This is a genomic window from Winogradskyella sp. KYW1333 (assembly GCF_003335675.1).
Taxonomy (GTDB): domain Bacteria; phylum Bacteroidota; class Bacteroidia; order Flavobacteriales; family Flavobacteriaceae; genus Winogradskyella.
Genome location: NZ_QPHL01000016.1, coordinates 232,881 through 251,054, shown reverse-complemented (window position 1 = coordinate 251,054; position 18,174 = coordinate 232,881). Strand labels below are relative to the sequence as shown.

At 32.1% G+C, this 18,174-nt stretch carries 15 protein-coding genes; 4 read left to right on the top strand and 11 right to left on the bottom strand.

Going from position 1 to position 18,174, the window contains the following annotated elements; translation table 11 throughout:
* Nucleotides 1–62: 62 nt before the first annotated feature.
* The 6 genes from DUZ96_RS08695 to DUZ96_RS08665 all read right to left on the bottom strand — a co-directional run bounded on the left by DUZ96_RS08695 (nt 63) and on the right by DUZ96_RS08665 (nt 7,521).
* The gene (locus DUZ96_RS08695) at nt 63–2,462 is read right to left on the bottom strand and encodes a TonB-dependent receptor (RefSeq protein WP_114301549.1); all 2,400 of its coding nucleotides are present in this window, start codon (nt 2,460–2,462) and stop codon (nt 63–65) included.
* A 417-nt stretch (nt 2,463–2,879) separates the two neighbouring features.
* Nucleotides 2,880–3,374, bottom strand: a complete 495-nt coding sequence (locus DUZ96_RS08685) for a DUF6787 family protein (protein WP_114301547.1) — start codon at nt 3,372–3,374, stop codon at nt 2,880–2,882.
* Nucleotides 3,375–3,401: 27 nt separating this feature from the next.
* Nucleotides 3,402–3,839: a DUF6146 family protein gene (locus tag DUZ96_RS08680; protein ID WP_114301546.1), complete on the bottom strand. Its 438-nt coding sequence runs from the start codon at nt 3,837–3,839 to the stop codon at nt 3,402–3,404.
* Nucleotides 3,840–4,352: 513 nt separating this feature from the next.
* Nucleotides 4,353–5,303, bottom strand: a complete 951-nt coding sequence (locus tag DUZ96_RS08675; RefSeq protein WP_114301545.1) for a D-2-hydroxyacid dehydrogenase — start codon at nt 5,301–5,303, stop codon at nt 4,353–4,355.
* Between the two features lie 25 nt (nt 5,304–5,328).
* Complete coding sequence (serC, locus tag DUZ96_RS08670; protein WP_114301544.1) at nt 5,329–6,390, bottom strand: 3-phosphoserine/phosphohydroxythreonine transaminase; 1,062 nt, start codon at nt 6,388–6,390, stop codon at nt 5,329–5,331.
* A 72-nt stretch (nt 6,391–6,462) separates the two neighbouring features.
* Entirely contained in the window at nt 6,463–7,521 is a 1,059-nt protein-coding gene (locus tag DUZ96_RS08665) for an acyl-CoA reductase (protein ID WP_114301543.1), read from the bottom strand.
* Between the two features lie 70 nt (nt 7,522–7,591).
* On the opposite strand from DUZ96_RS08665, the gene DUZ96_RS08660 reads away from it, so the two are divergent.
* From DUZ96_RS08660 to DUZ96_RS08645, 4 genes are all read left to right on the top strand, one after another.
* Complete coding sequence (locus tag DUZ96_RS08660; RefSeq protein WP_114301760.1) at nt 7,592–7,945, top strand: 4Fe-4S dicluster domain-containing protein; 354 nt, start codon at nt 7,592–7,594, stop codon at nt 7,943–7,945.
* A gap of 235 nt (nt 7,946–8,180) precedes the next feature.
* Nucleotides 8,181–9,275, top strand: a complete 1,095-nt coding sequence (ychF, locus tag DUZ96_RS08655) for a redox-regulated ATPase YchF (RefSeq protein WP_114301542.1) — start codon at nt 8,181–8,183, stop codon at nt 9,273–9,275.
* Nucleotides 9,276–9,422: 147 nt separating this feature from the next.
* On the top strand, nt 9,423–11,276 hold the full coding sequence (locus tag DUZ96_RS08650; protein WP_114301541.1) for a DNA topoisomerase IV subunit B: 1,854 nt from the start codon (nt 9,423–9,425) through the stop codon (nt 11,274–11,276).
* A 31-nt stretch (nt 11,277–11,307) separates the two neighbouring features.
* Nucleotides 11,308–14,001, top strand: a complete 2,694-nt coding sequence (locus tag DUZ96_RS08645; RefSeq protein ID WP_114301540.1) for a DNA gyrase/topoisomerase IV subunit A — start codon at nt 11,308–11,310, stop codon at nt 13,999–14,001.
* Here DUZ96_RS08645 and DUZ96_RS08640 read toward each other — a convergent pair.
* The 5 genes from DUZ96_RS08640 to DUZ96_RS08620 all read right to left on the bottom strand — a co-directional run bounded on the left by DUZ96_RS08640 (nt 13,998) and on the right by DUZ96_RS08620 (nt 18,080).
* Nucleotides 13,998–14,936: a hypothetical protein gene (locus DUZ96_RS08640; protein WP_114301539.1), complete on the bottom strand. Its 939-nt coding sequence runs from the start codon at nt 14,934–14,936 to the stop codon at nt 13,998–14,000. The genes DUZ96_RS08645 and DUZ96_RS08640 overlap by 4 nt on opposite strands.
* A gap of 1 nt (nt 14,937) precedes the next feature.
* The gene (locus tag DUZ96_RS08635; RefSeq protein ID WP_114301538.1) at nt 14,938–16,347 is read right to left on the bottom strand and encodes an MBOAT family protein; all 1,410 of its coding nucleotides are present in this window, start codon (nt 16,345–16,347) and stop codon (nt 14,938–14,940) included.
* A 150-nt stretch (nt 16,348–16,497) separates the two neighbouring features.
* Nucleotides 16,498–17,286: a TerC family protein gene (locus DUZ96_RS08630; RefSeq protein WP_114301537.1), complete on the bottom strand. Its 789-nt coding sequence runs from the start codon at nt 17,284–17,286 to the stop codon at nt 16,498–16,500.
* Between the two features lie 4 nt (nt 17,287–17,290).
* Nucleotides 17,291–17,677, bottom strand: coding sequence for a hypothetical protein (locus DUZ96_RS08625; RefSeq protein ID WP_114301536.1), 387 nt, complete (start codon nt 17,675–17,677; stop codon nt 17,291–17,293).
* 34 nt (nt 17,678–17,711) lie between these two features.
* A complete protein-coding gene (locus DUZ96_RS08620) occupies nt 17,712–18,080 on the bottom strand; it encodes a helix-turn-helix transcriptional regulator (protein WP_114301535.1) in 369 nt (122 codons plus the stop codon).
* Between the last annotated feature and the right edge of the window lie 94 nt (nt 18,081–18,174).

Here is an 18,174-nt window from a genome sequence, read left to right as displayed (position 1 = left end):
TTTAAATTTAAATAAGTAATTTTCATTGTATTAAAGTTTGAATTTATAATTTATTAATTTGTTTAATAGTTAAGTTGCAGTTGCAACGTAATGTTTCTTCCCAATTCGTCAGCATAAAACCTAAGACGATTTAAATAGTTTCGATAAGCAGTATCTAATAAGTTATTTACACCTAAACTAATATTTAGGTTTGTTTTCTCACTAAGTATAAATGTTGCTTCACTATAGAAATGTAATAAATGATATGCAGGTGGAGGTGAACTTATATCAACCAAGATCATCTCCTCATTGAGTTCATCTTCTACCTCAAAATTGAAATCAGGAAAATCATTTTGCTTAAACACCCATTCTGATTTTAAGCTGGCAGAAAAGTTGTTCCAAGATTCATTATTATAAGTGATTTGATTTGTGGTATTAAATGGTGGTATATCAATAATTGCCATATCAGTACCCAAATCATTACCTTTTATATAAGCTGTTTTATTAGCAAATTGCCAGTTATCGGTTATTTTATAATTGATAGTCAAGTCAATACCAAATATTTCCGCATCCGTTTGTTGGTATTCCCATAAAGGAAAAGGACCTCTTGCAGTACTTATAAAGTCAAATGGCCTTAAATAAATAAAATCTTTGATTTTATTATAAAAGATCTCTGTGGATAGATTAAGTTTTGATGTACTATAGATGTATGACGCGGATATTCTATTGGATATTTCTTGGTCAAATCTAATATCACCTAGTTCGAATCTGGCAGCAGAATGGTGAAGTCCATCACTAAATAACTCCGCTACATTTGGTGGCCGACTTGCTAGACTATAATTTAGAAGCATCTGTTGGCTCTCATTAATACTATAATTAATGCCAACAGAAGCAGAAATATTGTGGTAATCAAATACAGGATTTGTTAGATATTGAGTAGGTGTTTCATCAATAATTATATCTGAAAAATCCTCATCATAACCACGTTCATCCCAACGCGATATTCTGTAGAATTTCTTCGCATCAATTCTATTAAAATCATAGCGTAATCCAGCATCTGCAATTAATCTGTTATTGACCACATATTCTACAGTAGTATAAATACCAAAATCATACTTGTTATAATCAGGAATTAAACGTCTCACTCCAGTATCTGGGTTAGCAAAATTATCTTGAAATCGCCCTATAACTCCAAAATTTATTTTTCTATCTAAATTAGAATCTAAATTCACATCTGCCAAAATGGAATGCGTTTGTAGGGTTAAATCAATAGCGGGAATTTCTCTCCTATCACCAATTCTAACATCAAATTCAAGACGTTGGTTATGTTGATAATCATACTGTAGTTTAAGCCTGCCAAAATTTTTATACCTTTTATAATAATTAAGCTTAGCTAAATGATGCGTTATTTCTTGTTTAGGAGCATTGATCTCATAACTAAAATCCTCAACCAAAAATGGTTGCCCCGAATTAATAGCTCTTTCTAAATCAAAAACACTACCAATATGAGAAGCACCTAGAATACCGATTTCATTATCTAAAAAACTGTAGTATATTTCAAAACCAGACTCAAAATTTAACTTACCAAAACGAGCAGAAACACCTTTTGAATCCAAACCTGTATTAGTTAAAGTATAGTTTGGAGCTTTCAAATCTCCATTTCTTTTAGAAGATCCTTGGATTTCAGCAAACCATCCTGAACTAAAGTTTTTATTTAGAGTTGAAGTTATATTATAACCACGACCGTTAGTTTGACCACCAATTAAAGTGCGGCCATAAATTGTATCCAAACGAATTATCCGTTTTGGATTTATCACAACTACACCTCCAACGGCATCGCCACCGTAAGCCAATGCGCCAGACCCTTTTATAACAGAAATTTGATTTGCAATATTTACATCAATATTTGGCGCATGTTCAATACCCCATTCTTGGTCTTGTAATCGTACGCCATTATTCATTATCAAAACCCTACTACTATGCAATCCATTAATCATTGGTTTAACAATAGTACTTCCAGTATTAATAGATGAAACTCCTGGTACCTCTTTAAGGGCATCTCCTACGCTTAGATTACTATAGCGTTTGAGCGTTTCTGATTTTATAATTGTTTCTTGAGATGTTTTTGTTTCTTTTCTTTCAACAGTTGCCGCAATAGAAACTTCATTTAATTCCTCTATATGATGTTCTAAAGCAATGTTTTGAAACATATCTCCATCAATATTGAATGTTATTCTTTTTGTTTCACATCCAATATGAGATATTACAAGAATAAGTTCTCCTTTGCACAGATTTTCAATTTTAAATTTTCCTCTTTCATCTGAGGCAACATATTTATTTAAGTTTTTAATAAATACTGTAGCTCCATTAAGTGGTGTATTGTCGTGAAAATCCCTTAATTCCCCTAAAAATACGTCATCGCATTTTTGAGCAAATCCAAAACACATAAATACCAAAAGTACTATAAGTACGTAGTATTTCATTATTGAAAAAATTTATATTAATTAAACAAGACTTATTTTTTAATCTTGTTTGAATTTAGTGATTATCTGGTATGATTGATTACACTGTGTGAGGTGGACCTCTTAAATGTGAAGTATGTTGCTGATGTGTTCTTAAAAATATATAATAAGACAAGTTTGTCTTATTATATATTTCATGTGAGGTATTGTTTGAATATGCTAATTCTGCGTAAAAATGATTATTTAATTTAAACTTATAAAACTCACAATCAATATCTATTTGATGTAAGTGCGTTGAATGATCTACATCATCAGTACAAACAAAATGTTCATGATGATTATAGACATGTGAAAGCTTTACTACTGATGGGAATAATACAGCGCATACCAACACTATAGCTAGTGTTTTAAAAATTGTCGTTATTAAAGCTTTTTTATTCAATCTATAAATCGTCTTAATCCAAATCGTCTAAGCATTTTCTTTTCAAATTCCCAGAAAAACTTAAACTGACCGAACAACCAGCCAAAGGTAACCAAAAGAATCTGATAAATTATGAGCCCAATAATAATAAATAATATCCAGTAGAGGACAGGGTTTAAGTTTTCTTTAGTAATTCCCAATAGCTTTATAATTGGTCTTCCAACTAACATAGAAGATGAACCAGTAACAGCAAAAACTATGAATACTCGGATCATTTCCCATTTATAATTGAGTATCCATTTCTTTTCTAATTTTTTAAAGAGAAATAAAGTAATTTTTAATAATAGGTAAGATATTTGAATTGTTGCCAAAACCTCAACTATGATATGGCATTCGGCTAAAAGAACATTCGCTATTTTATATCCTGAATATATTAAACCTATTAAACCAAAAAATGGAAAAATCAACTGCCAATTCTGTTGAATCTCCCATTTTTCTTTAAAATTTTTCATATCTCATTTTTGCGATGCAAAATTAAGTCAAATTCTGGGAACAAATGATGTGAGACGCTGATTATATTTTAACTGAAAGTAGATAAAATAGTTATAAAGTAAATAATTGACCTCATATCCATAATCAGTAAGATTATCATAATCAATTCTTAACTCATATAAATTAGGGTCATAAACTTGAGGTTGAAGGTTTCTTTGATTCCATGATTGAACTAAAAGTTGATTTCTAGTTTCTAGGTATTGTTGAGAATGAAAACCACGGGGTCTTGCTTTGCTTAACAGCCAATTATAAAATCCTGGTTCAATAATTATTATTTCATAGTCAGTTTCATTACTACTAATTGAAACCGTATCGGTTTTAACAAGTGCATCTTCAGAATCATGATTTATTATTTGGGTGTTGTTGTATGATTTACAACTGACAATTAATGCAATAACAATGATAATTGGTAGTATCTTTTTCATAGTATTTAAAGGTATTAATTTTAGTATTAATTATTTGCTTTTTAACATCACAAATGACCTAGATCTTAGAACCATAAACAATAACCAATTAGTATTACACAATATTTACTTAGTGAATATTTTGTTTCACATAGTGTATAAAATAAAAAACAGCCCATATTGAGCTGTTTTATAAATTTTTAATATAGAGAAGTTTATTTCCCTAAAAGTCCTCCTAGTAAACCACCAAGACCACCTTTTTTCTTGCTTCCGCCTAAAACCATGCCAGCAACATCATCGATAACGCTACCATCAACATCTGCATCTAAAATGCTTTCTAAGAAACTTTGTTCATTTCCTTTAGTACTTGAAACACCAGTGATAATTGTTTTTCCAAGGTCACTGCTTGATAAGTCTAGAATTCCTGAATTTTTTTTATTTTTTTACCTTTAATAATTTAACTTGAGGGTACAAAAAAAGTCCCAACATATATTAGGACTCATTTGTAATGGGAAAGTCACAATTAATTAGCAATTAACCTAGAATACTAATAATCTGATCTGCCAATTCTACACCGATTCTGTCTTGCGCTTCATTAGTTGCAGCACCTGTGTGAGGCGTTAGCGATAATGAAGAGTTCATTAATAATTGTACTTCAGGTTGTGGTTCTTTTTCAAAAACGTCTAATGCTGCACGAGCTACCTTACCGCTTTCAATTGCTTTAACCAGAGCCACTTCATTAACAACACCACCACGAGCAGCGTTTGCTATGATTACACCATCTTTCATTTGATTGAAATCCGATTCATCTATTACATAATCTTTTTGTGCAGGTACGTGTAATGTTATAAAATCCGCCTTTTTTAAAACCTCTTCCTTAGAAACTGTCTTTATATCGAAATTTACCTTTTGCCCATCAAAGAACTCTAGTTCTAAATTTACTTCTTCAATAAATGGATCAAATGCAACAACTTTCATTCCAGCCCCTAAGCCAATTTTAGCAGTGGCTTGTCCTATGCGTCCAAAGCCAATGACACCTAACGTTTTGCCTTTTAACTCTTTTCCTTTAGCATAAGCCTTTTTAAGACTCTTAAAATTTTTATCCCCTTCAAGAGGCATATCGCGGTTTGAGTTGTGAAGATATCTAGCTAATCCGTAAAAATGACCAAATACTAGTTCTGCAACAGAATGTGAGGAGGCTGCAGGTGTGTTTATAACGTGAATTCCTTTTTCTCTAGCATATTCTACATCAATATTGTCCATTCCAACACCACCACGACCAATAATTTTTAGACCTGGACAATTATCAATGATATCTTTTCTAACCTTAGTTGCACTTCGCACAAGTAGAACTGAAATGTCATTTTCATTTATATAGTTTTGTAGTTGCACTTGTGCAACTGTAGTTGTCAATACCTCATACCCAGCAGACTCCAAAGCGCTAATACCACTCTGAGAAACACCATCATTTGCTAATACTTTCATTATAATTTTTATATAGGTTATTTAATTAAGCTTTACGCTCTAGTTCGCTCATTACCTCAACAAGTGCCTTTACGCTATCTAAAGTTAAGGCATTGTACATTGAAGCTCTATAGCCTCCAACACTTCTATGACCATTCAATCCATTAATACCTGCTTCTTTCCACATAGCATCAAATGTTTCTTTTAAATTCTCATTTTCTAAAGTGAAGGTTGCATTCATTATTGATCGGTCTTCCTTGACTGAATACCCTTTAAATAATGGGTTTAAATCAATTTCAGAATATATCAATCGTGCCTTTTTATCATTTTCATCTTCAATGGTTTTTATACCGCCAAGATCTTTTAGCCATTGCATTGTAAGCATTGACACATATACTGCAAATACTGGAGGCGTATTAAACATACTTCCTTTTCCAATATGTATTTTGTAATCCATCATAGATGGTATTTTTCTCGATACTTTTCCTAAAACATCTTCTTTTACAACAACTAATGTTGTGCCAGCTGGACCCATATTTTTCTGTGCACCAGCGTATATAATATCAAATTGAGTAAAATCTAGTTGACGTGAAAAAATATCACTACTCATATCGCACACCATTGGAATTGGTGAATTAGGGAATTTTTTTATTTGAGTTCCAAAGATTGTATTGTTGGATGTACAGTGAAAATAATCATAATCTTCAGGAATATCATATCCTTTAGGAATATAATTATATCCTGCATTTTTCGATGTTGCAACCTCATAAATGTCATCATAAATTTTTGCCTCCTTAATTGCTTTGTCTGACCAAGTACCTGTATTTAAATAACCAGCTCTTTTTTCAAGTAAATTTAGAGCAACCATTAAAAATTGTGTACTGGCACCACCTTGAAGAAATAAAGCCTTGTAGCCTTTACCTTCTAATCCCAATAATTCTAAAGCAAGAGATCTTGCTTTTTCCATTACATCAACAAAAGGTTTGCTCCTATGAGATATTTCAATTAGAGATAAACCGTCGTCAAAGTTAACAACAGCTTCCGCTGCTTTTTCCATTACTGACTTAGGTAATACACAAGGACCTGCGCTAAAATTATGTTTTTTCATGATATTATTTTTAAACGTACAAAAATGCTAATTAATTGACTAAAAAGCATTACGAAATTGATAATTTTTAGACTATCTTTTTAACAGGAATTCAACAGTATCAATATTGTCCGCATAATCCCATAATTGTGGGTTTTGAGTTTTTCCAAAAGCTATTTTGTTCTCAAAATCTCCTCTAGTTACAATACACTGAATATTGTCTCTGTTTGAAAGCAACTTTTCCTTTAATTGCTTCGGGGTTTCATAATATTCATAAAAAACAGTTGCAATTGGTGAAGAATAACTTTTATCTTCTTTTAACATTAAGAATCCATTTTCAAGCATATCAAATTCACTCATTAAATATACTGCCTTATTGTAATCATAGTTATTAACATATTTGGTTTCGTGAATTATTGGATGCCATTTGTAAACTCCATTGAAGAAAGCATCGAAATCATAATCTTTTGGTACAAATAATTTTGAAACATTTCGGCAACCCAGACCGTAATATCTAAAAATATCATCTGAGAGCGCTTCTAATTCCTCCTTAGACTCATCACCAGATAAAACGGCAACAGAGTTTCTGTTTTTTCTTATGATAGATGGTTTATTCTTAAAATAGTATTCAAAATAACGTGCCGTGTTGTTGCTACCAGTAGCAATGACTGCATCAAAATGTGACAATTTATCTTCAGTGAACTTTATTTTACCCTTAAAGCCTGGTTCTATAATTTCGAGATATTTTGCTAAAAAAGGTAGAAGATGTTTGTCATTTGAAGATTGCTTTACCAAAATATCATGACCCGTAATTAGAACGGAAATAAAGTCATGAAATCCTACCAAAGGGATATTTCCTGCCATTATTATTGCTATGGTTTGCTCATTAACTTCATTAAAGTTATACTTCTCCAACCATTTATTAATATTGCACATAATCAATGCATTAGACCAAGACTCTAACGAGAATAGAATATTAGTTTTTGAGAACCAACCATTATTTTCTTCAGCTATTTTTATTTGATGTTTAAAGCCATCAAAAAACAAATCGTTTTCTTTAATATCGTCATTTTTGTCGATACCCTTAGTGGTAAACTGACCCAAAAACAATCCTAATTTTGCAAAAGCGTTAATTCTTTGTTGTAAATCCATGCAGTGTTTGGTAAAAAGTCTTTTTGGCTTTATTTTTGCACCTGCAAAATTAAGGAAAAGAAAATCGATTATGGCAATTATAATTACAGATGAATGTATTAATTGTGGTGCTTGTGAGCCAGAATGCCCAAATACTGCTATTTACGAAGGGGCTGATGATTGGCGATATTCAGATGGTACTAGTTTAGAAGGTAAAATAGTATTACCAAATGGTAAGACTGTGGATGCAGATGAAACGCAACAACCAATTAGCGATGAAGTTTATTATATAGCTCCTGATAAATGTACTGAGTGTATGGGCTTTCATGAAGAACCACAATGTGCAGCAGTTTGTCCAGTAGACTGTTGTGTGCCAGATGAAGATGTTGTGGAAACGGCAGATGAATTACTCGGTAAGCAACGATTTATGCATCCAGAAGATTAAAAATTAATACTATAATATGATTAAATCCCAAGTTAGCACTTGGTATTTTTTACTAATAGTTGATAAAATATTCCAATACTTTTTGGTAAACTTGACAAATTGAATGCTAACTCTGGCAAATACTTGTAGTAGAGACCGTAAACGTCAAAGAAATTTTCAAAAACTATTTTCAAAATCATTTCTCTGTAATTATTCGCTTAAATACTTATTTTTGCACTCGCAAAATAATTAATACATGAAAGCTGGAATTGTAGGATTACCAAACGTTGGGAAATCAACCTTATTTAACTGTTTGTCTAACGCTAAAGCACAAAGCGCAAATTTTCCTTTTTGTACCATAGAGCCAAATATTGGTGTTGTGAATGTACCCGATCCAAGGTTGGCAAAATTAGAAGAGTTGGTTAACCCGGAAAAAGTTGTACCTGCTACAGTAGAAATAGTTGATATTGCCGGTTTAGTGAAAGGTGCTAGTAAAGGAGAGGGATTGGGTAATCAGTTCTTGGCAAATATTAGAGAAACAGATGCAATTCTTCATGTGTTACGTTGTTTTGATAACGATAACATTATTCATGTTGATGGTTCAATAGATCCAATTAGAGATAAAGAAACCATAGATATGGAATTGCAGTTGAAAGATTTAGAGACTGCTGAAAAAAAGCTTGATAAAGTAAAGCGTGCAGCGAAAACTGGTAATAAAGAAGCTCAAGCGGAGGAGGCTGTACTTTTAAAAATCAAAGAAAATTTAGAATCTGGTATATCCGTTAGAGTTATTGAATTTTCAGATGAAGATTATGCAGAATATGTTAAGCCATTGCAATTTATTACGGATAAACCTGTAATGTATGTATGTAATGTAGATGAAGCTTCAGCATCAACAGGAAATAATTATGTTGATAAAGTTTCTGAGGCAGTAAAAGACGAAAATGCAGAAGTTTTGGTTTTAGCTGTGGGTACTGAAGCAGATATTAATGAATTAGATGATTACGAAGAACGACAAATGTTTTTGGTAGATATTGGTTTAGATGAGCCGGGTTCGGCAAAATTAATAAGATCAGCTTATAAGCTATTAAATCAACAAACCTATTTTACTGCAGGTGTTAAAGAAGTTAGAGCTTGGACGGTTACTGTTGGTTCTACTGCACCACAAGCAGCAGGAGTCATTCACACAGATTTTGAGAAAGGATTTATTAGGGCAGAAGTTATCTCTTATGACGATTATGTCAGTTATGGAAGTGAAGCCAAGGTGAAAGAAGCAGGAAAAATGCGAGTAGAAGGAAAGAATTACATTGTGAAAGATGGTGATGTAATGCATTTCTTGTTTAATGTTTAGAATAACAATCAAACTTTTCGAAATAGTGGCCAAGGTTCTCAACAACATTGGCTTTTTTATTGTTAATTACTTTAGTAAATCCATATTTCATTTTATAAGGTATAGTCTTATATTAGCGTCCTATCAAAAATTTTCGTCCTAAGATTTATGGCAGCACAGTCTAACTATACTGAAGAGAATATTCGTTCACTCGATTGGAAAGAACATATCAGAATGAGACCTGGTATGTATATCGGGAAATTAGGTGATGGATCTTCTCCAGATGACGGTATTTATATTCTTCTCAAAGAGGTGTTAGACAACTCTATTGACGAGTTTGTTATGGGTGCTGGTAAAACCATAGAAATTTCTATCCAGGGAGAACGTGTTACTGTAAGGGACTATGGTCGAGGTATTCCACTTGGAAAAGTCGTTGATGTTGTGTCAAAGATGAATACAGGTGGTAAATACGACACGAAGGCCTTCAAAAAATCAGTAGGTTTAAATGGTGTTGGGACAAAGGCAGTAAATGCTTTATCTACTTATTTTAGGGTAGAATCTACACGTGATAATAAATCGGCATCTGCAGAGTTTGAGCAGGGGAACCTAACCAACCAAGAAATGCTTGATGAGACATCACGTAGAAAGGGGACAAAAGTTTCTTTTGTGCCAGATAGTGGCATTTTTAAAAATTATAAGTATAGAAGTGAATACGTAGTTAAAATGCTTAAAAACTACGTATACCTAAATCCAGGTCTTACAATTGTATTTAATGGTGAAAAGTTCTATTCTGAGAACGGTCTTAAAGATTTATTGTCTGAGAACATTTCAGAATCAGATTTACTGTATCCAATAATTCACTTAAGAGGAAATGATATAGAGGTTGCAATTACCCATAGTAAAACTCAGTATAGTGAAGAGTACCATTCATTTGTTAATGGACAAAACACAACACAAGGCGGTACGCATCTATTAGCATTTAGAGAAGCAATAGTCAAGACCATTAGGGAATATTATGGTAAGAACTATGATGCTTCAGATATAAGAAAGTCAGTTGTGGCTGCAATAGCTATTAAAGTGATGGAGCCTGTTTTTGAGAGTCAGACCAAAACTAAGTTAGGCTCTACAGATATGGGAGGAGACCTTCCTACTGTAAGAACTTATATCAATGATTTTGTAAAGCGTAATTTAGATAATTACCTACATAAGAATTCAGAAGTAGCAGAGAAAATTCAAAGGAAAATTCTTCAGGCAGAAAAAGAAAGAAAGGAATTATCCGGCATAAGAAAATTAGCTAAGGAACGTGCTAAAAAAGCAAGTTTACATAATAAGAAATTAAGAGATTGCCGTGTACATTTTGGCGACACAAAAAATGAAAGAAACTTAGAGACTACCTTGTTTATAACAGAAGGAGATTCTGCTTCAGGTAGTATTACAAAATCAAGGGATGTTAATACTCAAGCCGTTTTTAGTTTAAAAGGTAAGCCTTTAAATTCCTATGGTTTAAGTAAAAAGATTGTTTATGAAAATGAGGAGTTTAATTTACTTCAGGCCGCGCTAAATATTGAGGAATCAATCGAGGATTTGCGTTACAATAATATTGTAATTGCTACAGATGCTGATGTTGATGGTATGCACATTAGACTGTTATTGATTACATTCTTTTTACAATTTTTCCCTGAATTGATTAAGGAAGGACATCTTTATATATTGCAGACACCACTTTTTAGAGTAAGAAATAAGAAAGAAACAATTTATTGCTATAGTGAGGAAGAGCGAAGAAATGCATTAGAAAAACTAAAACCGAAACCAGAAATAACTCGATTTAAAGGATTAGGTGAAATATCTCCTAATGAATTTAAGCATTTCATTGGTGAGGATATACGCTTAGATCCTGTGATGTTAGATAAGGATATGTCAATTGAGGAACTCTTATCATTTTACATGGGTAAAAACACGCCTACAAGACAAGAATTCATTATAGAAAACCTTAAGGTAGAATTAGACGTTGTCGAAGAATAAATTTCCATTATAAAGTTGTGAAGTAAGACTTATGTCAGAAGAATACGAAGAATTAGAAAACATTAATAGCGAAGAAAATCAGGAGCCTCAAGAAACCATTACCAGAGTTACTGGTATGTATAAGGATTGGTTTTTAGATTATGCTTCTTATGTAATATTAGAGCGAGCTGTCCCTGCAATTGAAGATGGATTTAAGCCAGTTCAGCGCCGTATAATGCATTCCATGAAAGACCTGGATGATGGTCGCTATAATAAAGTTGCAAATATTGTTGGTCATACTATGCAATACCATCCTCATGGAGATGCCAGTATAGCAGATGCCATGGTGCAGATAGGTCAGAAAGACTTGTTAATAGATACACAGGGAAACTGGGGAAATATTCTTACTGGTGATAGAGCAGCGGCTTCAAGATATATTGAAGCAAGGCTGTCTAAGTTTGCATTGGATGTTGTTTATAATCCTAAAATCACAGAATGGCAAGCATCTTACGATGGTAGGCGGAAAGAACCGATAAACCTTCCTGTTATGTTTCCGCTCTTGTTGGCGCAAGGAGGAGAAGGTATTGCCGTAGGATTATCCACAAAAATATTACCTCATAATTTTATTGAATTAATCGATGCTTCGGTAAAACATTTAAAAGGTAAGCGATTCACAATTTTACCAGATTTCCCAACTGCAGGTATAGCAGATTTTTCTAATTATAATGATGGATTGCGCGGTGGAAAGGTTAGGGTGAGAGCTAAGATTTCACAACTCAATAAAAATACTTTAGTGATTTCTGAAATTCCTTTTGGTACGACGACATCATCGCTTATCGACTCTATTTTAAAAGCCAATGATAAAGGCAAAATAAAAATTAAGCGAATAGAGGACAATACAGCTGCTGAGGTAGAAATTCTCATTCATTTACCATCAGGATTGTCGCCAGACAAAACCATAGATGCCTTATATGCTTTCACCAATTGTGAAACCTCAATTTCGCCTTTAGGTTGCGTTATTGAAGACAATAAGCCATTTTTTGTTGGTGTAACCGAAATGTTACGTCGTTCAACAGATAATACGGTTCAACTTTTAAAACAAGAATTAGAAATAAAACTTGGAGAGTTTGAGGAGCAATGGCATTTTGCATCTTTAGAACGTATTTTTATTGAAAACCGTATTTATCGTGATATTGAGGAAGAGGAAACATGGGAAGGGGTTATTAGTGCGATAGATAAGGGGTTAAAACCTCATGTCAAACATTTAAAAAGAGCTGTCACCGAAGAAGATATTGCGCGATTAACTGAAATTAGAATTAAGCGTATTTCTAAGTTTGACATTGATAAGGCTCAGCAAAAAATAGATGCTTTAGAAGATCAAATCGCAGAAGTAAAACATCATCTGGTTAATCTTATCGATTATTCAATAGCCTATTTTGAAAGATTGAAGAAAGATTATGGAGAAGGTAAAGAGCGTAAAACTGAAATACGCATTTTTGCTGATGTAGATGCAACTAAAGTTGTTATTCGCAATACAAAGCTTTATGTAATTAGAGAAGAAGGTTTCGTTGGTACCTCATTACGCCGAGACGAGTATGTCTGTGATTGTAGTGATATTGATGATATCATTGTTTTTACAAAAGAAGGTAAAATGATGGTTACAAAAGTAGACTCCAAAACGTTTGTTGGCAAAAACATTATTCATGTTGCTGTATTTAAGAAAAAAGATAAGCGTACTATTTATAATATGATTTATCGTGATGGAAAAGGCGGTCCGTCATACGTTAAGCGATTTGCTGTTACCAGTATTACTAGAGATAGAGAATATGATCTAACCAATGGCAATAAAAATTCTATTGTATGGTATTTCTCAGCAAATCCAAATGGAGAAGCAGAAGTTGTGACGGTAATGTTAAGACAAGTAGGCAGCATTAAAAAATTGAAGTGGGATTTAGACTTTGCGGATATCCTAATTAAGGGTAGAGCTTCTAAAGGTAACCAGGTTACAAAATATTCGATTAAACGTATTGAACTAAAGGAAAAAGGAGTTTCTACATTAAAGCCTCGTAAGATTTGGTTTGATGATACAGTGCAACGATTAAATGTTGATGGTAGAGGAGAGCTAATCGGAGAATTTAGAGGTGAAGATCGTTTATTAATTGCTACTCAATCAGGTATTGTAAAAACAATAATCCCAGAACTAACAACTCATTTTGATAATGATATGATAGTATTGGAAAAATGGATACCTAAAAAACCAGTATCTGCAATCTATTATGATGGTCAAAAGGAAAGATATTACGTAAAACGCTTTTTAATTGAAAATGAAGGAAAGGAAGAATCTTTTATTTCAGAACACCCAAACTCACAATTAGAAATAGTTTCGACAGATTGGAGGCCGATGGCTGAGGTTGAATTCACAAAAGAGAGAGGTAAGGATAGAAAGCCAAATTTAGAAGTAAACCTTGAAGAATTTATCGCTGTTAAAGGTATAAACGCACTTGGAAATCAATTAACTAAGGAAAAGATAAACCAGATAAATTTATTGAATCCTTTACCATATGAAGCACCAGAGGAGGTTCATGCTGACGAATTAGAAGTTGTAGACGAACAAATGGTTGAACCTAAACCATCTGAAAATATGGTAGCTTCAGAAGATGCAGTTAATACCACAACAGAACTGAATAACCCTTTAGATGACTCTGATCCGGATATTGATGATTCAGGTCAAGCCTCATTGTTTTAGTTAATAACTTTTTGAAGTTCTTTTTTTAAATTAATAGAAAATGATTCTGCGCCTTTTTTAGACAGATGTGTCTTGTCTTTCCATAAGTCGTTATCATTTTTATTGGCAAATAAATTAGATCTATCCAAATATGTTAAACCTAATTCCCTTAGCGTCTTAGCCAATAATTTATTGTCTTTCTCACATGGGTCATTGAATGTTGGACTTGTAACAAATATGAATTCCTTATTTGAATTTTCTACAAAATCCTTGATAGATTGTAAATAGCTGAGAGCTATTGAATTTATTTCATTAATAGATTCACAATCTACGGTGTTTTTCTGAGCAAGTATTAAATCTCTTATTTCTTTTTGATCATCACGAACTAGTAATGGGTCATAACCATTATATTCAAGAAAATTATAGCCTGGTCTAATAAAATTTTTGATAATTCCTATAATTTTACCATTGTAATTAATGCTGTAATATATGTTTTGAAAAAAAGGAATCTGATTGGATTTATTTAAAACATCTGTGATATAAACGTTACGGTTAAATTTAGTCTTTAAACCATTTATATCCTTACCATTATAGTTCTTACTAAAAAAATCTTTAGTATCAATGTGGACAATTACAAGTTGCTCTTTGTCCTTAGATAGAGTATTTATCAATGTACTACTGTAGGCAATTCCAGTTCCATCCATCCCCATGTTATAGCTCTTTTTGCCGAATAGATTCATATCTACATGATGATTAGCTCTTGAATTACCAAATACTAAAATATCGACGGAATCTTTAACTAATAGAAATTGATTTAACTTTCCTATAGATTGGCCTGTCATTACTTTATCACTTATGGTATTTAATCCAAAAAAAATAAGTTTATCAAGAGTGTAGCTTATCACTAAAACTAGTAATACAATTTTTATTAGCTTTTTTGTTGTTTTTGAGTCCATATTAGAATTGAAAATAAATGAAATTCTCCGCAGTGGAATAGAATAAGCATATTATTAATATAATAACAGAAACAACTACAGATAGGCGAATTGTGGAAAACTTTGTTCCATAGTCTTCTAAAGGTGTCTTTGAACTAAATATTTTCAGGTCTATCAATATCCCTGTAACTGCAAGTAATAGACCATTTACAAAAGCATTTATATCACCAATAAAAATTGGCCCAAATTCTAAAGAAATCCATTTGCCTAGAATATTGATAGCTGTATTTAAATCAACAGCCCTAAAAAACACCCACGCTATAAGTACAACTATAAAAGTGTAGAGAAATCCAAAAGCATTAAATGTGTTGATTTTTAATTTTGAAAATGTAAACTTTTCAAAACTTAAAAAAAGTCCATGTATACCACCCCAAATTATAAAATTCCAGGAACTTCCATGCCATAGTCCACCTAAAAGCATTGTCAATAATAAATTTCTGTAGGTTAATATTTCCCCCTTTCTATTTCCTCCTAGAGATATGTAAAGATAATCTCTTAACCAGTAAGAGAGTGACATATGCCACTTTCTCCAAAATTCTGTTAAAGTTTTAGAAAAATATGGAAGATTGAAGTTTCTGTTAAATTTAAACCCAAACAGTTTTGCACTTCCAATGGCGATATCTGAATACCCTGAAAAGTCAAAATAAATTTGAAAAGCATAGAAAATGGTAGCTATTAATAAGGTTGAACCATTGTTTATTTCATGGTTAGCATAAGCTGCATCTACATAGACTCCTAAATTATCAGCAATTGCTACTTTTCTGAATAGTCCTATAAAAATTTGAAATATCCCTGTTTTTACTAAAGTCGAATTTAGTGATCTTCTTTTCTCTATTTGTGGTATTAAATTAGATGCTCTTTCAATTGGTCCGGCAACTAATTGCGGAAATAGACTAACAAAAGTAAAAAACGCAATAATATCTTTACAAGATTTAATTTTTTCTCGATAAATATCAATGCTGTAACTTAAAGTTTGGAAGGTATAGAAACTTATTCCAACAGGTAAAATAATATTTAAAGTCAAATCATTGACCTCCCAGCCGAGTGTTGACATGGTACTTGCAAAGGAATCTGCGAAGAAATTGTAGTATTTGAAAATGGCTAATAATCCAAGATTTGAGCATAAGCTCACTAATAACCATCGTTTTTTGTTTTCCTTTCCATTTGCTTTTTCAATTTTTTTACCAACAAAATAATCAATAAAAGAACTAAAAATAATTAAGGATAAAAATCTGTAATCCCACCAGCCGTAAAATACATAGCTAGATATAAGCAATAATATATTTTGGTACTTATAATTTGATTTTAGTAACCAATAGACAATGAATACTATTGGCAGAAAAATGAGGTATTCAATCGAGTTAAATAGCATTAAATGAAGGTTTTATAGAGTTGGGATATTGAATATTTAACCATCGAAAAATAGCAATCGTATTTTTCACACCCTAATATGTTGTAAAATTTTAGTTGAGTTGCCTAAAATAAACGTTATACAACTAAGCCATCTCTTTGTTTTCGTACTTTAACGTTTGTTTTTTGTAGTTCTGTAATTTAAGAATTCTACAAATAATGAAAATGCTATTGCAAAATATAGATAACCTTTAGGTATCGCACCAACTGATGCGCCGAAGAACTCAGTATGAGAGAGGTGCGCAGATTCTGTAATAAGCATAAAGCCAATTAGTATCAAAAATGCTAAGCCCAGAACTTGCATACTTGGGTGTTTGTCAATGAACTTGCGTATTGGATTCGCAAATCCAATCATAACAATAATAGAAATCACTACTGCAATAATCATTAAAACTAATGTATAATTATGATTAGGGTGAAGACCATTAGTCATTCCAACAGCTGTAAGAATTGAGTCTACGGAGAATATAAAATCAATAATTAAGATTTGTGTAATAGCTTGAGACAAAGATTTAATTATCTTAGATCTGACTCCTTCTTCGTCATGACTAGGCGTTTCAACCTTTTCTCTAATTTCTGATGTACTTTTATAAATCAAAAATAATCCACCTGCAAACAAAATAAGTGCTTGCCAGCTTATTGCCATCTTTAGCCATTCATTTTCTATAGTATAAAAGGGTTCACTTAGCCCAATTAAAAATGAGACAAAGAATAGTAAAATAACTCTTTGCAACATGGCTAAAACAAGACCAATATTGGTCGCTTTATTTCTTTGATGTTCTGGTAGTTTATTAGCTGCAATAGAAATAAACACAATATTGTCTATCCCTAAAATAATTTCAAGAAATGTCAATGTTAAAAGGGCCATTATGGCATCTGATGTAAGGAGGAATTCTAACATATGCTTATTCTATTCTTTTTGCGATACCTTTTTCAACACGCTGTGGTCTATTAGGTTTTTTTACTGCCAATTTATACTCAAATGTATATGAACTGTCTGTTGTTGATAAGATTTTCATATGAATTGCGTCCTTATCAGCATTTGATTTTGGGTTTATTTTTTTTAAAATAAACTCACATTCATTTATCCACCTTACCGTTGAGGTATCAACAACACCATCATAATAATCAATATTATAGTATAGCGTCCGTACAAATTGACCGGTTTTTTCTAGTCCGTCGATAGTATATTTAAATTCAAATTTACCAGTTTTATAATCACTACAGTTTCTACTTATATTATAGCAACTAATAAATAAGAGACAAATAAAGGTGTAGGATAGTCTTTTCATCTTAATTACAAAAATACTAAATCAGCATTGTAAATTAAGGATTGTAACTTTTGAAAGTGCCATCCTTGTAAAAAATAACTATTTTCTCAATTCCTTGATCAAGATTTGTGTCAACTTGTGCAGTTTTTCCATTACTGGTTTCATCATTAACTATTTTAGGAACATCTTTACTATTGTTTTTTGGAAAATTTCCCTTTCCATTTAATAACCAATAAAGCTCGACATCTGGATAGGTGTGCAGTACTTTCATGACAAAGTCTAAACTTGGTTTATTTCTGCCAGAAAGAATATGTGATATGCTCGATCTTTGAACTCCAATTTTCTCAGCAAAACTTGATGCTGTTTCGTCATGGAAATCAATGATTCTTTGTAATCTATTTGTAAATTCTCTATTGTTTATCATTGTAAACAAGGTTTGTCACTATTATAACGTTACAAATGTAAACAATTGTATAGTGTTTCTGTAATTAATTATTTACATATTGTAAATTACTTAA